The 18654-nt window shown below is 60.7% G+C and carries 22 protein-coding genes; 17 read left to right on the forward strand and 5 right to left on the reverse strand.

All coding sequences use genetic code 11. From position 1 onward, the window contains the following. The first annotated feature begins 121 nt into the window (after nucleotides 1–121). Together ubiE and ubiB are read left to right on the forward strand one after the other, a co-directional pair. Nucleotides 122–871 (forward strand): bifunctional demethylmenaquinone methyltransferase/2-methoxy-6-polyprenyl-1,4-benzoquinol methylase UbiE, encoded by a 750-nt coding sequence (gene ubiE, locus ACO6TG_RS16815; protein WP_422378898.1) that lies wholly within the window; start codon nucleotides 122–124, stop codon nucleotides 869–871. 3 nt (nucleotides 872–874) lie between these two features. Beyond that, complete coding sequence (gene ubiB / locus ACO6TG_RS16820) at nucleotides 875–2455, forward strand: 2-polyprenylphenol 6-hydroxylase (RefSeq protein WP_422374251.1); 1581 nt, start codon at nucleotides 875–877, stop codon at nucleotides 2453–2455. Between the two features lie 53 nt (nucleotides 2456–2508). Here the strand turns inward: ubiB and ACO6TG_RS16825 are convergent, their stop codons facing one another. Then, nucleotides 2509–3141: a GntR family transcriptional regulator gene (locus ACO6TG_RS16825; protein ID WP_422374252.1), complete on the reverse strand. Its 633-nt coding sequence runs from the start codon at nucleotides 3139–3141 to the stop codon at nucleotides 2509–2511. A gap of 87 nt (nucleotides 3142–3228) precedes the next feature. Between ACO6TG_RS16825 and ACO6TG_RS16830 the strand changes: the two genes are divergently transcribed. After that, complete coding sequence (locus tag ACO6TG_RS16830) at nucleotides 3229–3699, forward strand: OsmC family protein (RefSeq protein ID WP_422374253.1); 471 nt, start codon at nucleotides 3229–3231, stop codon at nucleotides 3697–3699. A 106-nt stretch (nucleotides 3700–3805) separates the two neighbouring features. Here ACO6TG_RS16830 and ACO6TG_RS16835 read toward each other — a convergent pair whose 3' ends face one another. Then, nucleotides 3806–4399 (reverse strand): TetR/AcrR family transcriptional regulator, encoded by a 594-nt coding sequence (locus ACO6TG_RS16835; RefSeq protein ID WP_422374254.1) that lies wholly within the window; start codon nucleotides 4397–4399, stop codon nucleotides 3806–3808. Nucleotides 4400–4512: 113 nt separating this feature from the next. Here ACO6TG_RS16835 and ACO6TG_RS16840 point away from each other — a divergent pair, with 113 nt between their 5' ends. After that, the gene (locus tag ACO6TG_RS16840) at nucleotides 4513–4953 is read left to right on the forward strand and encodes an MAPEG family protein (RefSeq protein ID WP_422374255.1); all 441 of its coding nucleotides are present in this window, start codon (nucleotides 4513–4515) and stop codon (nucleotides 4951–4953) included. A 25-nt stretch (nucleotides 4954–4978) separates the two neighbouring features. On the opposite strand, the gene ACO6TG_RS16845 is transcribed toward ACO6TG_RS16840, so the two are convergent. Next, nucleotides 4979–5602: an alpha-ketoglutarate-dependent dioxygenase AlkB family protein gene (locus ACO6TG_RS16845; protein ID WP_422374256.1), complete on the reverse strand. Its 624-nt coding sequence runs from the start codon at nucleotides 5600–5602 to the stop codon at nucleotides 4979–4981. A gap of 21 nt (nucleotides 5603–5623) precedes the next feature. Then, nucleotides 5624–6442: a glycine-rich domain-containing protein gene (locus tag ACO6TG_RS16850; RefSeq protein ID WP_422374257.1), complete on the reverse strand. Its 819-nt coding sequence runs from the start codon at nucleotides 6440–6442 to the stop codon at nucleotides 5624–5626. Nucleotides 6443–6787: 345 nt separating this feature from the next. On the opposite strand from ACO6TG_RS16850, the gene dnaK reads away from it, so the two are divergent. The 3 genes from dnaK (at nucleotide 6788) to ACO6TG_RS16865 (ending at nucleotide 10787) form a co-directional block, all read left to right on the forward strand. Beyond that, on the forward strand, nucleotides 6788–8707 hold the full coding sequence (gene dnaK / locus ACO6TG_RS16855) for a molecular chaperone DnaK (protein WP_422374258.1): 1920 nt from the start codon (nucleotides 6788–6790) through the stop codon (nucleotides 8705–8707). 159 nt (nucleotides 8708–8866) lie between these two features. Further along, the gene (gene dnaJ / locus ACO6TG_RS16860) at nucleotides 8867–9997 is read left to right on the forward strand and encodes a molecular chaperone DnaJ (RefSeq protein ID WP_422374259.1); all 1131 of its coding nucleotides are present in this window, start codon (nucleotides 8867–8869) and stop codon (nucleotides 9995–9997) included. A gap of 127 nt (nucleotides 9998–10124) precedes the next feature. Then, on the forward strand, nucleotides 10125–10787 hold the full coding sequence (locus ACO6TG_RS16865) for a class I SAM-dependent methyltransferase (RefSeq protein WP_422374260.1): 663 nt from the start codon (nucleotides 10125–10127) through the stop codon (nucleotides 10785–10787). A 15-nt stretch (nucleotides 10788–10802) separates the two neighbouring features. On the opposite strand, the gene ACO6TG_RS16870 is transcribed toward ACO6TG_RS16865, so the two are convergent. Then, complete coding sequence (locus tag ACO6TG_RS16870) at nucleotides 10803–11114, reverse strand: hypothetical protein (RefSeq protein WP_422374261.1); 312 nt, start codon at nucleotides 11112–11114, stop codon at nucleotides 10803–10805. Nucleotides 11115–11226: 112 nt separating this feature from the next. Between ACO6TG_RS16870 and ACO6TG_RS16875 the strand changes: the two genes are divergently transcribed. The 10 genes from ACO6TG_RS16875 to ACO6TG_RS16920 all read left to right on the forward strand — a co-directional run bounded on the left by ACO6TG_RS16875 (nucleotide 11227) and on the right by ACO6TG_RS16920 (nucleotide 18545). Then, the gene (locus ACO6TG_RS16875) at nucleotides 11227–11805 is read left to right on the forward strand and encodes an NADPH-dependent FMN reductase (protein WP_422374262.1); all 579 of its coding nucleotides are present in this window, start codon (nucleotides 11227–11229) and stop codon (nucleotides 11803–11805) included. Between the two features lie 107 nt (nucleotides 11806–11912). After that, nucleotides 11913–12473, forward strand: a complete 561-nt coding sequence (gene hslV, locus ACO6TG_RS16880) for an ATP-dependent protease subunit HslV (protein WP_094073409.1) — start codon at nucleotides 11913–11915, stop codon at nucleotides 12471–12473. A 60-nt stretch (nucleotides 12474–12533) separates the two neighbouring features. Next, nucleotides 12534–12998, forward strand: a complete 465-nt coding sequence (locus ACO6TG_RS16885; protein WP_422374263.1) for a GNAT family N-acetyltransferase — start codon at nucleotides 12534–12536, stop codon at nucleotides 12996–12998. A gap of 3 nt (nucleotides 12999–13001) precedes the next feature. After that, entirely contained in the window at nucleotides 13002–14306 is a 1305-nt protein-coding gene (gene hslU, locus ACO6TG_RS16890) for an ATP-dependent protease ATPase subunit HslU (RefSeq protein WP_422374264.1), read from the forward strand. A gap of 90 nt (nucleotides 14307–14396) precedes the next feature. Continuing rightward, nucleotides 14397–14891, forward strand: coding sequence for a universal stress protein (locus ACO6TG_RS16895; RefSeq protein ID WP_094073412.1), 495 nt, complete (start codon nucleotides 14397–14399; stop codon nucleotides 14889–14891). Between the two features lie 207 nt (nucleotides 14892–15098). After that, entirely contained in the window at nucleotides 15099–15656 is a 558-nt protein-coding gene (locus ACO6TG_RS16900) for a NifU family protein (RefSeq protein ID WP_094073413.1), read from the forward strand. 373 nt (nucleotides 15657–16029) lie between these two features. Next, the gene (gene tsaB / locus ACO6TG_RS16905) at nucleotides 16030–16707 is read left to right on the forward strand and encodes a tRNA (adenosine(37)-N6)-threonylcarbamoyltransferase complex dimerization subunit type 1 TsaB (RefSeq protein ID WP_422374265.1); all 678 of its coding nucleotides are present in this window, start codon (nucleotides 16030–16032) and stop codon (nucleotides 16705–16707) included. Beyond that, nucleotides 16704–17192, forward strand: coding sequence for a ribosomal protein S18-alanine N-acetyltransferase (gene rimI / locus ACO6TG_RS16910; RefSeq protein WP_422374266.1), 489 nt, complete (start codon nucleotides 16704–16706; stop codon nucleotides 17190–17192). Before tsaB ends, rimI begins: the two co-directional genes overlap by 4 nt. 44 nt (nucleotides 17193–17236) lie before the next feature. Continuing rightward, nucleotides 17237–17686, forward strand: a complete 450-nt coding sequence (locus ACO6TG_RS16915) for a Fur family transcriptional regulator (RefSeq protein WP_094073416.1) — start codon at nucleotides 17237–17239, stop codon at nucleotides 17684–17686. Next, entirely contained in the window at nucleotides 17679–18545 is an 867-nt protein-coding gene (locus ACO6TG_RS16920) for a lysophospholipid acyltransferase family protein (RefSeq protein ID WP_422374267.1), read from the forward strand. The genes ACO6TG_RS16915 and ACO6TG_RS16920 overlap by 8 nt, the downstream gene beginning before the upstream one ends. Nucleotides 18546–18654: the final 109 nt, after the last annotated feature.

Raw genomic sequence — 18654 nt, forward strand, 5'->3', positions numbered from 1 at the left:
TTTAACGACAGATATTCACGATGACCCGTGCAGCCGGTTCAAGGTGGCGGGATCCGGAGACACATTGATGACGCAGCAGGCGCAGGGACAATCGGGCACGGCCGGTCGGGCACCTGAGGACATGCCGACCAGCTTTGGCTTCACCAAGGTTGCCGAAGGGCGGAAACAGGCCTTGGTGGACGATGTCTTTCACAAGGTGGCAGAGCGCTATGACCTGATGAACGACATGATGTCGGGCGGCTTCCACCGGGTGTGGAAGGACGCGATGGTGTCGTTCCTGGCGCCACCGAAAGCCCCGGCCTCCGATTGGAGACTGCTGGACGTCGCCGGTGGCACCGGTGACATTGCGACACGTGTCGTCAATCGCTCCGGCGATACCGTGAAGGCAACGGTCTGCGACATCAACAATTCCATGCTTCAGGTGGGGCGCGACCGTGCCGAAAAGGCCGGATTGTCGGACCTGATCACCTTCTCGCAAGGAAATGCCGAAGAGCTGCCCTTTCCCGACAAGAGCTTTGATGCCTACACGATCGCCTTCGGCATTCGAAATGTCCCGGACATTCCGAAAGCCCTGCGCGAAGCGCGCCGGGTTCTGAAACGTGGCGGCCGGTTCCTGTGCCTGGAGTTTTCCGAGGTCGACGTGCCGGTGCTGGACAAGGTCTATGACACGTTTTCCTTCAATGCGATCCCGGCCATGGGCCGCTGGGTCACCGGGGACGGCGACCCTTACCAGTACCTGGTGGAATCGATCCGCAAGTTTCCGAACCAGGAACGCTTTGCCGACATGATCCGCGAGGCCGGATTTGAGCGGGTTGGCTTCAGAAATTACTCCGGCGGCATTGCCGCCCTGCATTACGGTTGGAAGTTCTGATCGATGGCCCTTCCGGTGATGCCTTTTCTCCGCCTCGTCCGGGCGGGTTTCGTCATGGCACGCGAGGGTGTGTTCGGCCTGGTGCATCTGCCGGATCTGCCGGCCGCACCGCGCATGGCGATTGCCATGGCCCGCCTTCTTGAGCGTCGGTCGGTCAAGGCCAAGAGTGCTGATCTGCGTCTCTCCGACGCGCTCAACAAGTTGGGGCCCTCCTACGTCAAGCTGGGCCAGTTCCTGGCAACCCGGGCGGACGTGGTTGGCAAGGAGGCCGCGCGTGAACTGTCCGCCCTGCAGGACCGGCTGCCGGCGTTCGACCACGAGGCCGCCAGGGCGGCGGTGGCAGAGCAGTTGGGCCGGCCGGTGGACGAGATCTTTGTCGAGTTTGGCGAAGCCGTGGCCGCCGCCTCCATTGCCCAGGTGCATCCGGCGGTCGTGCGCGACCGGGACGGCAACGAGCACAAGGTCGCGGTCAAGGTTTTGCGGCCCGGCGTGTCACGCCGGTTCAAGCGCGATCTTGAAAGCTATTACCTGGTTGCGCGGCTAGCCGAACGGTTCCATCCGCCTTCGCGGCGGCTGCGCCCGGTCGCCGTGGTCGACACGCTGGCCCAGTCCGTCGCAATTGAAATGGATTTCCGGCTCGAGGCGGCCGCTCTTTCGGAGATGGGTGAGAACATCGCCGAGGATCCCGGGTTCCGCGTCCCGCAAGTCGACTGGGTCCGCACCTCCAAGGGCGTGCTTACCATGGAATGGGTCGACGGCCGGAAGATGTCCGACGTCGAGGGCCTGGAAGCCGACGGTCATGATCTGGAGGCGCTTGGCGCCGCCGTCATTCAGAGCTTCCTGCGGCACACGCTCCGGGACGGCTTCTTTCATGCCGACATGCACCAGGGCAATCTGTTCGTCGAGCCTGACGGAACGCTTGTGGCCGTCGACTTCGGCATCACCGGCCGGCTGAACACCCGCGAACGCCGGTTCCTGGCCGAGATCCTGTTCGGCTTCATCACCCGCAACTACAAACGCGTCGCAGAAGTGCATTTCGAGGCCGGTTACGTACCGGCTGATCAGGACGTCGACATGTTTGCCCAGGCCATCCGCGCGATCGGAGAGCCGATCCACGGTCACGATGCCAGCGAAATCTCCATGGCGCGTCTGCTGACCCAGTTGTTCGAAGTCACAGAACTCTTTGAAATGCGCACCCAGACCCAGCTGATCATGCTGCAGAAGACCATGGTGGTGGTCGAGGGTGTCGCGCGCTCGCTCAATCCGAACCTCGATATGTGGAAGACAGCCGAGCCGGTTGTCGGGTCTTGGATCAAGGACAATCTCGGCCCGGTTGGCAAGCTGCGCGACGCCGGAGACGCGCTGGGGGCATTGGCCCGGATTGCCAACGACCTGCCGTTTTTCGCCGACCGCATCGGCCGCATGTCAGAAGAGCTTGAAAAGATGACGATGAGCGGCCTTCGCTTCGACGCGCAGACGGCCGAAGCCATCGGCAAGGCGGAAGCGCATCACAGCCGGTCCGGACGACTGGCCTTGTGGGTGATCGCAGCTTGCGCGGTTGCCTCGGTCTACCTGCTGGCCTGACGAGGATCTGGCCGGACCGGGTCGTGTCCGGCCCAGGAGACGGCGCGTCACAGTCAGGTGCCGGGGTCTCCGGGCAGGGCTGCCACAAGTGTCTGGCGTGCGCCTTCGATATGGTCTGACAGCACCGCCACAGCGGTATCGGCCGATCCTGCGTGACAGGCAGCGACAATCTCCTCGTGGTCCTGCAGCCATTTCCCTGTCCGCGACGGCAGGACGCCGTAACCGGCAATGTGAATGCGGCACGTGCGGCGCAAATCCTCAATCATGGCAAGCTGCCGCATCCGCCCGGCCGGCAAATAAAGCGTCCGGTGAAAGGCCCAGTCGCCCTGTGCCCAGCTGCTTCCGCCCGCATCGACATTGGAATGCGCAAGGGCCGCGTCAATGCGGTCCAGTTCAGCCGGTGTGAGGCGGCCGATGGCCTGTTTCAGGCAGTCGGTCTCCAGAAGCAGGCGCAGATCGAAAACCTCGTCAATCTCATTCCGGTTCAGGCAAATGATCCGTGCGCGCCGGTTGGGGACATGCTCGATCAGTCCTCTTGAGGCCAGCAGCTGCAGTGCATCGCGCACCGGGATCCGGCTGACGGCAAACCGTGCGGCGATGTCTCCCTGCTTCAGGTCTTCGCCGGGCTTGAAGACGCCGTTCAGGATATCCGCCTCGACGGCGGCGGCGATGATCTCTGCGGACATGAGGGTTCCTTCCCCATCCGGCTATAAGCGGCTTGACAGGAGCGTGCAAATGAAAAATGTATAAATGTATACATTTTGGAGACTGCAATGACGGCCGAACACAGCTACACCTCTCAGATCACCTGGACCGGCAACCGCGGTGAGGGCACGAAAACCTATCGCGGTTACGACCGGACCTGGGAGATCCGGACACCCGGCAAACCTCCGGTCGCCTGTTCCAACGATCCATTGCTTGGTGGCGATCCGGCGCTTCACAATCCGGAAGACCTGTTGCTGGCCGCACTTTCCAGCTGTCACATGCTCTGGTACCTGCACCTTGCCAGCACCGCCGGCATTGCCGTTCAGTCTTATGAAGACCGGCCGGTCGGCATCGGCGAGACGGAACAATCGGGCGCCGGACGGTTCTTGAACGCTGTGCTGAAGCCGACGATCACGGTACCCGCCGGGACCGACCTGGCCAGGGCCGACGCCATCCATCAAGAGATTCACAAGGTCTGCTTCATCGCCCGGTCCGTGAATTTTCCGGTGCGTTTTGAGGCGACATATGTCGAGCAATGACCGTTTGCAGCAGGGCCTGCGCTGCGGTGAAACGCCGCCGCGTTGATAGAGCCATGATGCCATCGCCTTTCAACGAAATCCTTCTCAATCTTGTCGTTTCGGCATCTTAAGACAGGGTTTCGTCGACCTGGGTCAACGCGGTTTGGCGGGCGACGGTTCGGATTTCATCCGCCAGGTCTTCATCGTCAATGGTGCGGGACAAAACCATGCCGCCGATGCACAGGGCGGCAAGGCCAATGGCCTTGTCGCGCTTGCCTTCCTCGTCACCCAGATTGTTTTCAAACAGCCAGATCATCGCCCGCAGCAGCGACTGATACGCACAGCGCACCTGCGTGGTTGCCCGTGCAACATCCGAAGGCAGGGCAATCATCGGGCACTGGCCTTCCAGGTCGCCGAGGTGCTCGGCGGACAGATAGCTGTCGATCATGTCCTTGACGGATTGCGGACCGCCATTGACCGGATCCACACCGGCTTCATCACGCCAGGTCTTGCCGCGGCCATTGAGAAACGAGGCAACGGCTTCGGCATAGAGGTCCTCCTTGTTCCTGAAGTGATTGTAGAACCCGCCGCGCGTCAGGCCGGCCTCTGCCATGATCGTGTCGATGGAGACTTCGCTGAACCCGTGACGGTTAAACAGGATCCTGGCCTGCTCGACGATCCGTTTCCGCGTTCTTGATTTGTGGTCGGCGCTATAAGGCAATGCTTGCTCCATCAGCTGATACGGACAGCTTATCCGATCTCAAAATATGTTCTTTAACATAAATAGATGCGTGGCATGAAAGGCAGGAGTTTTGTCAAAGAGCGGATTGAAAGATGGAAAACCTGTTTAAAGCTGTTCCCTATCTGGGAGCTTACCAACCCGCGTTTTTGGTGATTGCCATCCTGTCGATGGTCATTCTGGTTCAGAACTTTCTGACCGCTCCCCTGGCCTACGCCAAGGAGGAGCAGGTCCCGGGTTTGCCATTGCGGCACGATCATTCGAAGCTGAGCTTCAGGGCCGTTAGAACCTACCAAAACTCCGCCGAGAGTTTCCCGGCCTTCATTGCAGCGACGCTGGTTGCAATAGCCGGAGGAGCTTCGCCCCTGGTCATCAATGCTGCTGCAGCAGTCTATCTGGTCGCGCGGCTGGTCTTCTGGGCGGTCTATTATTCCGGCGTCGGACGGGTGGCAGGTGGCCCGAGGACCATGGCTTTTGTGCTTTGCCTGCTGTCCAACATCGTGATTGCAAGCGCCGCGATCCTGGCGATGATCTGAGGATGGCTCGCAGGTGGATCTGGCCTCAGGCCGCTGTCACGCGCCGCAATGTCAAATTGATCCGGCCGCCGTTTTTCAAGAGCGTGGACGTGCCGGCAAGCACCCGGTCGATGCCGTGATAGGCTAGACGGGCCTCACCGCCAAGCACGACCACGTCGCCGGAGTTCAGCCGGAACGACCGTGTGGGGTCCTTGCGTGTGGTGCCGCCGACGCGGAATGTCGCGGTGTCGCCGAGTGAGACGGAAATCACCGGTGCGTCGAACATGTCCTCGTCGCGGTCCTGGTGCAGGCCCATGCGGGCGCCGGCTTGGTAAAAATTGATCAGGCAGGCTTCGGCCGGCGGAGCGTCCGGCGCCACGGACGACCAGAGGTCTTTCAGCTGATCCGGCATGGCAGGCCAGGCACGACCGGTATCCGGATGCAGCGGCTGGTAGCGGTAGCCTTTGATGTCCGACACCCATCCGAGTGGGCCGCAATTGCTCATCTTTACCGAAAACGGCTTGCCCGTCCGCGGCATGACGGGTTGATAGAGCGGCGCCTCGGCAACGACCGATCGCACAGCTTCAAGAAGCGCTTCCTGGGAAGCCCGGTCGAAATATTCCGGCAGATAGCGAAGACCGGAATGGTCGTTGAACGTGATGTCCTGCATCAGGCCTTGTAGCGCGAATGTTCAGCTGCCGCAGCCCCCGCAGCCGGACCCGCACCCTGACCCGCCATCTCCACCGCCGCCGCACCCTGATCCGCAACCGGAAGACTTGCCGGCGGCCTTGTTGAGGAGGGCGGCCAGAACGGCTGCGATAATGAAGACACCAACGGCGAACCAGAAAGTGTGTTCAAGCGCCCAGTGCCAGACCATACTGTTGGCCATTTCAAGATAGGTATCGCCTTCCGGAGTGCCATGCGCCATCGCCAGTCCCGTGCCGAACAGGGCGGCGGCAAGCGCAAGAACCGCTCCATAAACCCGCACGGGAATCTTTGCCAGTCGTCGCAGTCCAGCCCTGGCGAAAACGGGCCTTCCAGGTTTCGGCAGCAGCCAGACCTCCCGGACATTCACCCGCCTGAAATGCGGTGCACGGCCGAAGCGGATTGTTTCGTCGGGCCAGATGTCTTCTGGCGGCTCGCCGAATTCGGCCCGGTAGAGATCGAGCGTCTGTGCGTAAGTCTGTCTGAACAGTCTTGCCTGGTCCGGCCCGCCCTTGGTGGGCATGTGATGCAGAGCGCCACCAAGCGCGTCCTTGAAAGGCCCCCAGTAGTGCCGGGTGTAGGTCAGGTGCAGATGCCAGGCCTGATCGACTTCATCACTGGGCGTGACCATGCCTTGCCCGAGCTGGCTTAAATAGGCAAAGCGCTGATATTCGGTGATTACCTGCTGCGCGAACGGCACCGTCCAGCCATTGTCGCGGGCTAGCCGGTGCGAGAAGGGAAGATCAGCGTCAACGTCGTCCGGATGACATGCCGCGATCCGGCTCCACAACGCGGGCTCTTTCAAAACAGCCTCCTCGGTCTGGGTGTCGATTGATAGGAACTTGAAGGCTACCGGCAAAGCCTTTCCGAAATGCGAAACGGATTGGTCCGCTGTGTTCACCGGCTTGTGGAAAGGCCTGGTGCCGGTAACCATTTCCAAAGAACTTTCGAAGAAACGCTCTGATTGCGTTCCGTGGGCCAGAGATGGCTTGCAGGCAAAGTTTCCTCCACCTATATAGCGGTCAAGCTTCGCGCCAAATCCTGAGGGCAACCTCCGGCGCGATGTCCGGGCAGCTCCCGGAACCCAAGTGAGAGGAGCCGGATTGACGCCTTCATGGGTCCCTCCGGTTTGCTAGAAAGAGAGGCAGATATGGCAAAGGTCATTGGTATCGACCTCGGCACGACGAACTCGTGCGTCGCCGTCATGGACGGTAAAGATTCCAAAGTTATCGAAAACGCAGAAGGCGCCCGCACCACCCCATCCATGGTGGCATTCTCCGACGATGGAGAGCGTCTTGTTGGCCAGCCGGCAAAACGCCAGGCGGTCACGAACCCGACCAACACCCTTTTTGCAGTCAAGCGCCTGATCGGCCGCCGGTTCGACGATCCGACCGTTGCGAAGGACCAGAAACTGGTTCCGTTCGAAATCGTCAAGGCGGACAATGGCGATGCATGGGTGGAAGCCAACGGTGAAAAATACTCCCCGTCGCAGGTTTCCGCGTTCATCCTTCAGAAAATGAAGGAAACCGCTGAAAGCTATCTTGGCGAGAGCGTGACCCAGGCGGTCATCACCGTTCCGGCCTACTTCAACGATGCTCAGCGGCAGGCGACCAAGGACGCCGGCAAGATCGCTGGTCTTGAAGTCCTGCGTATCATCAACGAGCCGACCGCGGCAGCGTTGGCATACGGCCTCGACAAGAACGACGGCAAGACCATCGCGGTCTACGACCTTGGCGGCGGTACCTTCGACGTGTCCGTCCTGGAAATCGGCGACGGTGTCTTCGAAGTGAAGTCCACCAACGGCGACACCTTCCTCGGTGGTGAAGACTTCGACATGGTTCTGGTCGACTACCTGGCGTCCGAATTCAAGAAGGACCAGGGCATTGATCTGAAGAACGACAAGCTTGCACTTCAGCGCCTGAAAGAGGCTGCTGAAAAAGCAAAGATCGAACTGTCGTCTTCGTCCCAGACCGAGATCAACCTGCCGTTCATCACGGCGGATGCCTCCGGTCCGAAGCACCTGACCCTGAAACTGACCCGTGCGAAGTTCGAATCGCTGGTCGAGGATCTGGTCAAGCGCACCATCGCGCCGATGAAGGCCGCTCTGAAGGATGCCGGCCTTACCGCCGGAGATATCGACGAAGTGGTTCTGGTCGGCGGCATGACCCGCATGCCGAAGATCCAGGAAACCGTGAACACGTTCTTCGGCAAGGAGTCGCATAAGGGTGTGAACCCGGATGAAGTCGTGGCCATGGGTGCTGCGATCCAGGCCGGCGTTCTGCAGGGCGACGTCAAGGACGTTCTCCTGCTCGACGTGACCCCGCTGTCGCTCGGCATCGAGACCCTCGGTGGTGTCTTCACCCGCCTGATCGACCGCAACACGACGATCCCGACCAAGAAGAGCCAGGTGTTCTCGACCGCTGAAGACAATCAGACGGCCGTGACCATCCGTGTCTTCCAGGGCGAGCGTGAAATGGCTGCGGACAACAAGGTTCTTGGTCAGTTCGACCTGGTCGGCCTGCCGCCTGCACCGCGCGGTGTGCCGCAGATCGAAGTCACCTTCGACATCGATGCCAACGGCATCGTCAATGTGTCGGCGAAAGACAAGGGCACGGGCAAGGAACAGCAGATCCGCATCCAGGCCTCCGGTGGCCTCAGCGACAACGACATCGACCAGATGATCAAGGACGCTGAATCCCACGCCGATGAGGACAAGAAGCGTAAAGAGCTGGTGGAAGCCAAGAACCAGGGTGAATCCCTGGTCCATTCCACCGAGAAATCGCTCAAGGACTATGGTGACAAGGTCACCGAAGACGACAAGTCCGCGATCGAGAGCGCTCTGGAAGCTTTGAAGTCCGCGCTTGAAGGCGAAGACCTTGAGGACATCAAGGCCAAGACCCAGGCTCTGGCAGAAGCCTCCATGAAACTTGGCGAAGCCATGTATCAGGCGGCTCAGGCCGACGCGGAAGCTGAAGGCGGTGAAGAGGCCGAAGCCAAGAAGGAAGACGACGATGTCGTCGATGCCGACTTCGAGGAAGTCAAGGAAGACGACGACAAGAAGTCCGCATAACAAACCTTCAGCCAGCCGGTTTCCGGCTGGCTGTCCTTATCCCGGCGCCGGCTGCTGATTGCCTGATGACAAGGGCACAAGTGCCCGGCGCCTTCGCCGTAATTGGCGCCGGCTCAGGCAGGGCTGCCAGCGGTGCAACAACAAGACCGAGAGATCTTGATGTCGAAACGCGATTTCTACGAGGTGCTGGGTGTTTCGCGCGAAGCGGACGAAAAGGCGCTGAAAAGCGCCTACCGTAAAATGGCCATGCAATACCACCCGGACCGCAATCCGGGCGATGCGGAAGCCGAAGCCCGGTTCAAGGAAGTCAACGAAGCCTATGACACGCTGAAGGACGGCCAGAAGCGTGCCGCCTATGACCGTTTTGGCCATGCAGCCTTTGAAAACGGCGGCTTTGGTGGCGGTGGCGGCGCAGGCGCTCATGATTTCTCCTCCACCATGTCGGACATCTTCGAAGAGTTCTTCGGCATGGGCGGTGGCGGCCGCCGGTCCGGTGGCCGCGAGCGTGGGGCTGACCTGCGCTACAATCTCGACATTACCCTGGAAGACGCTTTCGCCGGCAAGACGGTGGAAATCGAAGTTCCGACCAGTGTCATCTGCGACACTTGCACCGGCTCCGGTGCCAAGCCCGGTACCAGCCCGACCACTTGCCGCACCTGTGGCGGCTCCGGCCGAGTGCGTGCAGCCCAGGGCTTTTTCACGCTGGAGCGCACCTGTCCGAGTTGTCAGGGGCGTGGTCAGGTGATCACCGACCCTTGCGAGGATTGTGGTGGTGCCGGACGCAAGACGCAGGAGCGCACGCTCTCCGTCAACATTCCGGCCGGTATCGAAGACGGCACCCGTATCCGGCTGGCCGGGGAAGGGGAAGCGGGTGTACGCGGCGGTCCGGCCGGCGACCTTTACATCTTCCTGTCGATCAGGCCGCACGATCTTTTCCAGCGCGATGGCGCCGATCTTTATTGCCGCGTGCCGATTTCCATGTCGACAGCAACGCTTGGCGGCCAGTTCGACGTTCCGACCGTCGAGGGGGCCACCAGCCGGGTCAAGGTGCCGGAAGGCACGCAGACCGGCAAACAGTTCCGGCTGCGCGGCAAGGGCATGCCGATCATGCGCTCCAGCCAGCACGGTGACATGTATATTCAGGTGACCGTGGAAACGCCGACCAACCTGACCCGTCGCCAGCGGGAGTTGCTGGCGGAGTTCGAAAAGGAATCTTCCGGTGAAAATCATCCGGAATCCGCAGGCTTCTTTTCGAAGGTCAAGGACTTCATCGACAATCTCGGGGCCTGATTGGTCACGGTGTCTTCACTGAACCTTGTGCAATTTAGCAGGGTAAAGGCACGCATTGTGTGCGCTTGCCCATAGCATCTCCTTGCAATCGTTCCTATATTCCCAGCTCATGGGTGAGTGAGGACAGATGCAGAAGCGCAATTTCAGCCGTCGGGATGCCCTTTGGGAGAAGTTCGAAAAGGCCAATGCCGTGCGGGCGAAGGTTCTGGATGAAGTGAAATTCATCCGCTCCTGGGCGCAGAACCCACTCAGGACAGGCGCGGTCACACCGTCCGGACCGGAACTTGCGGCGAAAATGGCCTCCTACTTGGCACCGCGGCCGAATGCATCGGTCGTGGAACTTGGACCGGGAACCGGCGTCGTCACCAAGGCGCTGTTTGACCGGGGCTATGCCCATTCGCAGCTGACACTCATCGAATATTGCCCGGAATTCTGTGATCTCCTGACGCGCCGCTATCCGGGCCTGAATGTGGTGCAGGGCGATGCCTATGCACTGCGGGGGACGCTGTCTGCCGCAAACCGGCTTCCGGAAGGAAAGTCGGACGGCCGCCATTCCCTTGATGGCATCGTGTCGTCACTGCCCTTGCTGACCCGGCCTGAGCCGGCCCGCAAGGCGTTGCTTGCCGAAGCTCTCGAACTGCTGAAACCCGGTGCGCCGTTCATCCAGTTTTCCTACGGGCTGGTCGCTCCGGTCAAACCGGCGGGCCGGGGCATATCTGTCTACAGCTCCGAATGGGTCTGGAAGAACCTGCCGCCGGCCAGGGTCTGGGTCTACCGCAAGGGGCACTGAGACCGGTTCTCCGGATTAGCGCAGAGGCGGATTGGCCTTCAGGCCGCGCAAGACACCAGGCATGATATTCTGCCCGAGTGCGCAGGCGCCGCTGTCAGGTTTTCTGCCGGAAGCAAGTTCCGCTGACATGTTTGCAACGACGCGGTCGTAGCCGGGAATGCCCTTCGCATAACGGTCTATTGTCCGCCTTGCATCCGGCATGCCGCAATAGGTCGCCAGAACCGCCATTTCAGCAACTTGCCGCAACTCCTGTGGACTGTAGGCCTGCTGGGCCCAGGCCGCGCCGACGATATTCAGAAAAAGAAGGGGAGTAGCAAGTCGTTTCATGATGGGGTCTGCCCGGCCTGATGCGTTCTGATGCCATTGGTGTGCGACACCTTTTCTGCACGCGCTGTCTGCACTAGGTTTCTTCGCACGAATCCCTGGTTAGAGACTATCCATGCTTACACCGAAAATTCTTGTCTGTTCCGGCTCGAGCCGGAGTGCATCTTTGAATGCAAAACTGGCAGCGCTGGCTGCAAAGAAACTTGCGATCCTCGACGCCGAGATCACGCATCTGTCGCTGAAGGACTATCCCTTGCCGATCTATGACGGCGACCTGGAAGACGCTGACGGAACGCCGGAAAATGCACGCAAGCTTCACAAGCATTTCCAGGCGCAGGATGGCATTTTCCTTACCTGCCCGGAATACAATGCGGGCATTACCCCGCTCTTGAAAAACACACTCGACTGGATCAGCCGGGTAAAGGAGCCCGGGGACCCCTACAGGAACAAGGTATTTGCACTTGGGGCCGCCTCTCCGGGCGGGTTCGGCGGCATGCGCGGCCTGATCGGCATGCGCACGATCCTGGAAGTCGGGCTTGGGGCGATGGTCCTGCCGCAGATGGTTTCGGTCCAAAGGGCCTCCAACGCATTTGATGACAAGGGTGATCTGACCGACGAACGCGTGGCCGGTCAGCTGGACAAGCTGGTCGATGCGCTGATGCGGGCAACGCGCATCGAGATGACGACCGGATAGCGGGCCGTTGCACCGGGCCGGACAGCCATCTCTCTTTTGACCGCTTGGAAAAGCCGTGATTGCCGCTTACATAGGGCGGCAGCAAAGAAAACTGTTGTGAGGACTGCATGAGCGAGAGGCGCGAACCGGCCCAGTGGCACGGGACGACGATCATGATGGTGCGCAAGGGCGGCAAGGTGGTGATCGCCGGCGACGGCCAGGTTTCCCTGGGCCAGACGGTGATCAAACACTCCGCGCGCAAGGTACGCCTGCTGGCAAAGGGCGAGGTGATCGCCGGCTTTGCCGGGGCGACCGCCGATGCTTTCACCCTGTTCGAGCGCCTTGAGGCCAAGCTGGAACAATATCCGGGCCAGTTGATGCGCGCCTGCGTGGAGCTGGCCAAGGACTGGCGCACGGACCGGTACCTGCGCCGGCTGGAAGCGATGATGCTGGTCGCGGACAAGAATGTCTCCCTGGTCCTGACCGGCACCGGAGACGTGCTTGAGCCCGAAGGCGGCGTCATGGGCATCGGCTCTGGCGGCAATTATGCGCTGGCCGCGGGACGGGCTCTGGCGGATACGGATTTTGATGCCGAAACCATTGCCCGCAAGGCCATGGCGGTTGCAGCGGAAATCTGTGTCTACACCAATGCCAGTGTGACAGTGGAATCCCTGGACACGGCCGAGTAATCCTCCATGGTGTCGTTTCGCCCCGTTTCAGCTGAAGATCTGCCGCTCCTGGCGGATTGGATGGCACGTCCGCACTGGCGTGAGTGGTGGGGAGACCCCGAGACGGAGCTTGGCTACATCCGCGACATGATCGAAGGGCGCGACACGACGCAGCCTTTCATCTTTGAAATTGACGGCCGCGAGACGGGCTATATTCAGGTCTGGTTCGTGAAGGACCAGCAGGGCCCCGAGGTCGTCTCTGAATATCCCTGGGTGGTTCTGCTGCCGCTGGACGCAGTTGGAGTTGACCTCTCGATTGCCGATGGCGACAGCCTCTCCAGGGGACTTGGAACGAAGGTATTGCAGGCATTTGTTCGCAAATTGCAGCAGGATGGCCATAAAAGGATCCTGATCGATCCGGATCCGGCCAACCTGCGCGCCGTGAAGGCCTACAGGAAGGCGGGCTTCAGGGAGATGGATGATCTCCTGGGCCGCACGGGCGACAGCCTGCTGATGGAACACAAAGTGACGGAAGGCGTGTCTTAAAAAATGTCCGATTTTTCTCCGCGTGAGATCGTCTCAGAACTCGACCGCTACATTGTCGGCCAGAAGGATGCCAAGCGCGCGGTTGCCATCGCGCTGCGCAATCGCTGGCGCCGCCAGCAACTTCAGGGGCAGATGCGTGAAGAGGTGCTGCCGAAGAATATCCTGATGATCGGTCCGACCGGCGTCGGCAAGACCGAGATTTCCCGGCGTCTGGCCAGGCTGGCCAACGCGCCCTTCACCAAGGTGGAGGCGACCAAGTTCACCGAGGTCGGCTATGTCGGCCGCGACGTGGAGCAGATTGTCCGCGACCTTGTGGAAGCGGGCATCACGCTGGTGCGCGACAAAAAGCGCGAAGAGGTTAAGGCCAAGGCGCATGTACTGGCCGAAGAGCGCGTGCTCGATGCGCTCGTTGGCAAGAATGCCAGCCCGGCGACCCGCGACAGTTTCCGCACAAAGCTGCGCAACGGCGAGATGGACGACAAGGAAATCGAGGTCGAGGTGCGGGCCCAGGCCCAGATGCCAAGCTTCGAGCTGCCTGGCATGCCCGGCGCCAGCGTCGGCGTCATGAACATGTCCGACCTGCTCGGCAAGGCCTTTGGCGGTCAGACCAAGACCAAGCGCACAACGGTCCGCGACAGCCACGATCTCCTGGTCAACGAGGAATCGGACAAGCTGCTTGACGAGGACAAGGTGGTCGAAGAGGCCATTTCACTGGTGGAAAATTCCGGCATCGTCTTCCTGGACGAGATCGACAAGATCTGCGCCCGCGAAGGCCGGGCCGGGGCCGATGTGTCCCGCGAGGGTGTGCAACGTGACCTTCTGCCCCTGATCGAGGGCACGGTGGTGTCCACCAAGCACGGACCAGTCAAGACCGACCACATCCTGTTCATTGCCTCCGGCGCGTTCCATGTCGCCAAGCCGTCCGACCTATTGCCGGAACTTCAGGGCCGTCTGCCGATCCGCGTGGAGCTGCGGGCGCTTAACAAAGAAGACTTTCGCGCGATCCTGACCGAACCGGAAGCCAGCCTGATCAAGCAATATGTGGCCCTGATGGAGACCGAAAACGTCACTCTGTCCTTCAGCGAAGATGCCATTGAGGAAATCGCCTCCGTGGCGGTGGATCTCAATGCGTCCGTGGAGAACATCGGAGCGCGCCGTCTTCAGACAGTGATGGAGCGGATCCTCGACGAAATCTCCTTCACTGCGCCCGACCGGTCGGGGGAAGAGGTCGAGATCACGGCCGATTTCGTCAAGGAGAACATCGGCGACCTCGCCAAGAATGTCGATCTGTCGAAGTTCATCCTGTAGAGGCACAAGGGGCAAGGGCCCTGTCAGCAAGACGTGCAAGCGGTGATATCACCGCTTGCGATGTGCCCGGACCGGTGGCAGCATGCGCGCATGGTAGCCATCAGAAAAAGCAACGAGGAGGGCCACCGCCGGAAGTTTCTGGTTGTGGTCGACGAAACGCCCGAATGCGACCGGGCGATCGTTTATGCCGCCAAGCGCGCGGCGCGCACCGGTGGTGTGGTGACACTTGTCTTCATCATAGCGCCGGGCGATTTCCAGCACTGGCTGGGGGTTGAGGACATCATGCGTGCCGAAGCCCAGGAAGAGGCCGAGGCCGCGCTGGCCAAGGCTGCAGAACGGGTGCGGTCCGTTGCCCGGACCGAACCGGAAACCGTTGTTCGCGAGGGCTCCAAGTCGGAAGAAATCATGGATCTGATCGAGACCGATGCGGACATTGCCATCATGATCCTGGCAGCCAGCACCGGTTCGGAAGGACCTGGACCGCTTGTTTCCTCGATTGCGGGGAAGTCGGCAGATACCTTTCCGATACCGGTCACGATCGTGCCGGGCAATCTGGATGACGATTCCATATCTGCCCTCGCATAGCACCGGCCATTGACCCCAGGTGCGTGTATCCTCCTCCGGATTGCGCCTTTTCGCGCTTGATCGGTCAGGATATGTACCTATCTAGTTTTTAAAGGTTCCAAACTGCGGTAAGATGGTCTAGAAGGACTCATCGGTGTTTTGCGATTAATGGAGAGGCGCAAGGCACTGCGGACAACTGGGCGCGAGAAAAGCGCAAGGACAAAAGCAATGTTCATTCAAACCGAAGCCACGCCGAACCCGGCCACGCTGAAATTCCTGCCCGGACGGGTCGTCCTGCCGGAAGGCACTTATGATTTCCGCTCCAAGGCGGATGCCGGCGTTTCGCCGCTCGCCGAAAAGCTGTTCGACGTGCCGGGTGTTGCCGCCGTCTTCTTCGGCCATGACTTTGTCACGGTCACCAAGGACGACACCGACTGGCAACACATGAAGCCGGCCATTCTCGGCGTGATCATGGAACAGTTCATGTCCGGTCAGCCGGTGATGACATCAGGTGGCGCGGAAGACACTGAAGAAGGCGAGTTCTTCGAGGAAGGCGATCAGCAGACCGTCGACACGATCAAGGAGCTTCTTGAAACCCGCGTGCGTCCGGCCGTTGCCCAGGATGGTGGCGACATCACCTTCAAGGGCTTCAAGGAAGGCGTGGTCTATCTGTCCATGCGCGGCGCCTGTGCAGGCTGCCCGTCCTCGACGGCGACACTTCAGCACGGCATCCAGAACCTGTTGCGCCATTTTGTCCCGGAAGTCGAAGAAGTCCGGCCGATCTGAGGCAACTCGCCGTGAACGAGGTTTAGGAGCCCGGCCAACTGGCCGGGTTCTTTTGTTTTCCGGCCCCGTCAAGTCGCTATCCCGAATACAACGCAGCGAAGATCCGGGAGCGGGGAAGCAGGGCTTGATCCAGGAAAACAACAAAATTCCACGACATCTGGGCTCCCTGGTCGCCGCTCGCGTTTCGCAGGGCCGGGATGACCGTTGAGAGTTCGGGAAGGGTCTCTGGCCGAGACAGAACATTAATATTTCCGACTCTCATTCCCTGTGGAAGGCAAGCCCGCCTTTGGGCTTAGGTCCAAAGCCCCGCTCGACTCATGACGTCCGGCAAGGTACTGGCAAAGGGGAGAAAAACCGTTTGAGCCGAGACCGAATGCGCGTTCTTGCCATCGATACCGCCCTTGCCAATTGTGCCGCCGCTGTCCTCGATAACGGCGCGGAGACCGCCTGTTTCGGTGCCTTCGGCGAGGAAATCGGCCGCGGTCACGCCGAGCGGCTGATGGACATGATCGGCGAAGTCATGGCGGAAACGTCAACCGCGTTTTCCGATCTCGACCGCGTCGTGGTCACGGTCGGGCCGGGCAGTTTCACCGGGCTCCGGGTCGGGTTGTCGGTCGCGCGCGGCTTCGGCCTTGTGCTTGGCAAGCCGGTGGTGGGCATCACCACGTTGGCGGCAATCGCCCGGGCGGCAGCGCGCGAGGATGGTCGGGGGCCCGTACTGGTGGCGCTGACGGGCAAGGGCGACGAGGTCTATTGCCAGCAGTTTGACGACGGCGGCTGGCCATTGAGCGAAGCCGGTGTCCGCACCCTGTCCGAACTTGCAGCCTCCTTGCCCGAAGACATAAGATTGGCCGGATCGGCGGCTGAAAAGCTGGCGGGCGTGCTGGGCTTGCCAGCAGACAGAATTCTGTCGACCAGTGGTTTTCCCGGCATCCGGGATGTGGCAGAACTCGGGCTGACCGCCGATCCGGTGGTTTCGTCGCCGTCGCCGCTTTATCTGCGGCCGCCGGATGCAACGCCGCAGCGCAAGGGAAGGATTGAACGGCAATGAGTTTTTGGTGGTTCTGGACCCAGCCGCCGGTCATTGAAGAGGCGCTGGACGAGGATCTGCCCAAGGTTGCCGAAATCCACGACGCTTCGTTCAGGCACAACTGGAATATTGAAGAATTCGCCCGCATGAAAGCGCAATCGGGAACAACTATCCTGGTTGCCCGGCGGGCAAGCCCCTATGGTACGCGTGCACCACTCGGCTTCCTCATCCTGAGAACGGCGGCAGATGAGGCAGAAGTCATAACCATTGCCGTTCATCCGCGCCAACGTGGCCGCGGGATTGGCAAGCAGTTGATGGAGGCCGGCCTGTTCCGGCTCTATGGCGAGAGATGCAAATCCCTGTTTCTCGAGGTTGATGCGGCCAACGAGTCGGCCTTGCTGCTCTATCGCGGTCTTGGTTTCAAGGAAGTCGGGCAGCGCAAGGGCTATTATGGCGACAGTGGAGGAGACGGCACGGCGCTTGTCATGCGGGTCGATCTTCGTTAAGCGCATAGCCGGAGAAAGACACACGGGAAACGGACGGCATCCAGATGGCGGAAGACAAACTATCGACGCTTGCGGATATGTGCATTGCCAAGGGCATGCGCATGACCGAACAGCGCCGCGTCATCGCCTCCGTCATTGAGGACGCATCCGAGGAGCATCCGGATGTGGAAGAGCTCTACCGCCGTTCCGTCGCCATCGATCCGGGCATTTCCATCTCCACCGTCTACCGCACGGTGAAGCTGTTCGAAGATGCCGGCATGATCGAGCGCCACGATTTCCGGGATGGCCGCTCGCGCTACGAAACCGTGCCCGACGAGCACCATGACCATCTGATCGACCTCCGCTCGGGTCAGGTGATCGAGTTCCGCAACGAGGACATCGAAGCCCTGCAGGAATTCATTGCGCGCAAGCTCGGCTACAAGCTGGTCGACCACAGGCTGGAGCTTTATGGCGTTCCCCTGGAGGATGCAAAGGACGAAGACGGCAATGGCTGAGATCAAGGCCGGACTGATCATCTTTGTCCTGACACTTGTCTCGCTGGTTCTGATCCCGCTGCAATGGCTGGCGGTGAAATTCAAATTGCCGATGCGCAAGCATCTGCCGCACCTCTGGCACCGGATCGCCACCCGGCTTGTCGGTATCAAGATCAGCCAGATTGGGGCGCCCGCAAGCGACCGGCCGCTGCTGATCACCGCCAATCACGCCTCCTGGGTCGACATCACCGTGATCGGTGCCCTGATGCCGCTCAGTTTCATCGCAAAGTCCGAAGTGTCAGGCTGGCCCATTTTCGGTCTCTTCGCCAAGCTCCAGCGCACGGTCTTCGTCAACCGGACCCGGCGCTCGGAAACCGCGCAGGTAGCCGATGCCATCGCCGGACGGATGGCGGAGGGTGATGCCATGGTGCTGTTTGCCGAAGGCACCTCCAACGATGGCAATTGCGTTTTGCCTTTTCGATCGGCGCTTCTGGGCGCGGCCACCCGCGCCGTGGGCGACGGCGACACAGGTGATGTCTGGGTCCAACCGTTGTCCGTTGCCTATCAGGGGTTCTATGGTCTGCCCATGGGCCGTGCACATCGCCCGCACGTCGCCTGGTATGGCGACATGGAGCTTGCCGGCCATCTCTGGGGCATCTTTTCAAGGGGCGCTCTGGACGTCGTGGTGCGTTGGGGCGAGCCGGTTCTGGTCGATGGCAGCACTGATCGGAAGGCCCTGACCCGGCAGCTGGAGGCCGACGTCCGGGCCATGACGGTGGCTTCGCTGATGCAAAAGCCCGTCGAAAGCCAAGAAATCAGCGATCTGGAACCGTTCGGCTTCTTCTCAAACGCGGAAAAAACCGCTAAAGCTGGCGCCTGATTTTTCAGGTGCCTCCCGTTTGAACGGAAGAGCGGGTGACAAGGCGCGTCGGACAGACGATTTCCGACCCTTGCACCATGACCCAAGACATGCCGGCCGGTGACAACGG

This window comes from Roseibium sp., assembly GCF_965233565.1.
GTDB lineage: Bacteria > Pseudomonadota > Alphaproteobacteria > Rhizobiales > Stappiaceae > Roseibium.

Bases quoted from the DNA above. Each gene is read 5' to 3' on its own strand.
- tsaB (WP_422374265.1), top strand. From the start codon at position 16,030: ATGCGCGTTCTTGCCATCGATACCGCCCTTGCCAATTGTGCCGCCGCT.
- ACO6TG_RS16915 (WP_094073416.1), top strand. From the start codon at position 17,237: ATGGCGGAAGACAAACTATCGACGCTTGCGGATATGTGCATTGCCAAG.
- ACO6TG_RS16900 (WP_094073413.1), top strand. From the start codon at position 15,099: ATGTTCATTCAAACCGAAGCCACGCCGAACCCGGCCACGCTGAAATTC.
- rimI (WP_422374266.1), top strand. From the start codon at position 16,704: ATGAGTTTTTGGTGGTTCTGGACCCAGCCGCCGGTCATTGAAGAGGCG.
- ACO6TG_RS16885 (WP_422374263.1), top strand. From the start codon at position 12,534: ATGGCACGTCCGCACTGGCGTGAGTGGTGGGGAGACCCCGAGACGGAG.
- ACO6TG_RS16840 (WP_422374255.1), top strand. From the start codon at position 4,513: ATGGAAAACCTGTTTAAAGCTGTTCCCTATCTGGGAGCTTACCAACCC.
- ubiB (WP_422374251.1), top strand. From the start codon at position 875: ATGGCCCTTCCGGTGATGCCTTTTCTCCGCCTCGTCCGGGCGGGTTTC.
- ACO6TG_RS16870 (WP_422374261.1), bottom strand. From the start codon at position 11,114: ATGAAACGACTTGCTACTCCCCTTCTTTTTCTGAATATCGTCGGCGCG.
- ACO6TG_RS16830 (WP_422374253.1), top strand. From the start codon at position 3,229: ATGACGGCCGAACACAGCTACACCTCTCAGATCACCTGGACCGGCAAC.
- dnaK (WP_422374258.1), top strand. From the start codon at position 6,788: ATGGCAAAGGTCATTGGTATCGACCTCGGCACGACGAACTCGTGCGTC.
- ACO6TG_RS16875 (WP_422374262.1), top strand. From the start codon at position 11,227: ATGCTTACACCGAAAATTCTTGTCTGTTCCGGCTCGAGCCGGAGTGCA.
- ACO6TG_RS16920 (WP_422374267.1), top strand. From the start codon at position 17,679: ATGGCTGAGATCAAGGCCGGACTGATCATCTTTGTCCTGACACTTGTC.
- ACO6TG_RS16825 (WP_422374252.1), bottom strand. From the start codon at position 3,141: ATGTCCGCAGAGATCATCGCCGCCGCCGTCGAGGCGGATATCCTGAAC.
- ubiE (WP_422378898.1), top strand. From the start codon at position 122: ATGCCGACCAGCTTTGGCTTCACCAAGGTTGCCGAAGGGCGGAAACAG.
- hslV (WP_094073409.1), top strand. From the start codon at position 11,913: ATGAGCGAGAGGCGCGAACCGGCCCAGTGGCACGGGACGACGATCATG.
- ACO6TG_RS16865 (WP_422374260.1), top strand. From the start codon at position 10,125: ATGCAGAAGCGCAATTTCAGCCGTCGGGATGCCCTTTGGGAGAAGTTC.
- hslU (WP_422374264.1), top strand. From the start codon at position 13,002: ATGTCCGATTTTTCTCCGCGTGAGATCGTCTCAGAACTCGACCGCTAC.
- dnaJ (WP_422374259.1), top strand. From the start codon at position 8,867: ATGTCGAAACGCGATTTCTACGAGGTGCTGGGTGTTTCGCGCGAAGCG.
- ACO6TG_RS16895 (WP_094073412.1), top strand. From the start codon at position 14,397: ATGGTAGCCATCAGAAAAAGCAACGAGGAGGGCCACCGCCGGAAGTTT.
- ACO6TG_RS16845 (WP_422374256.1), bottom strand. From the start codon at position 5,602: ATGCAGGACATCACGTTCAACGACCATTCCGGTCTTCGCTATCTGCCG.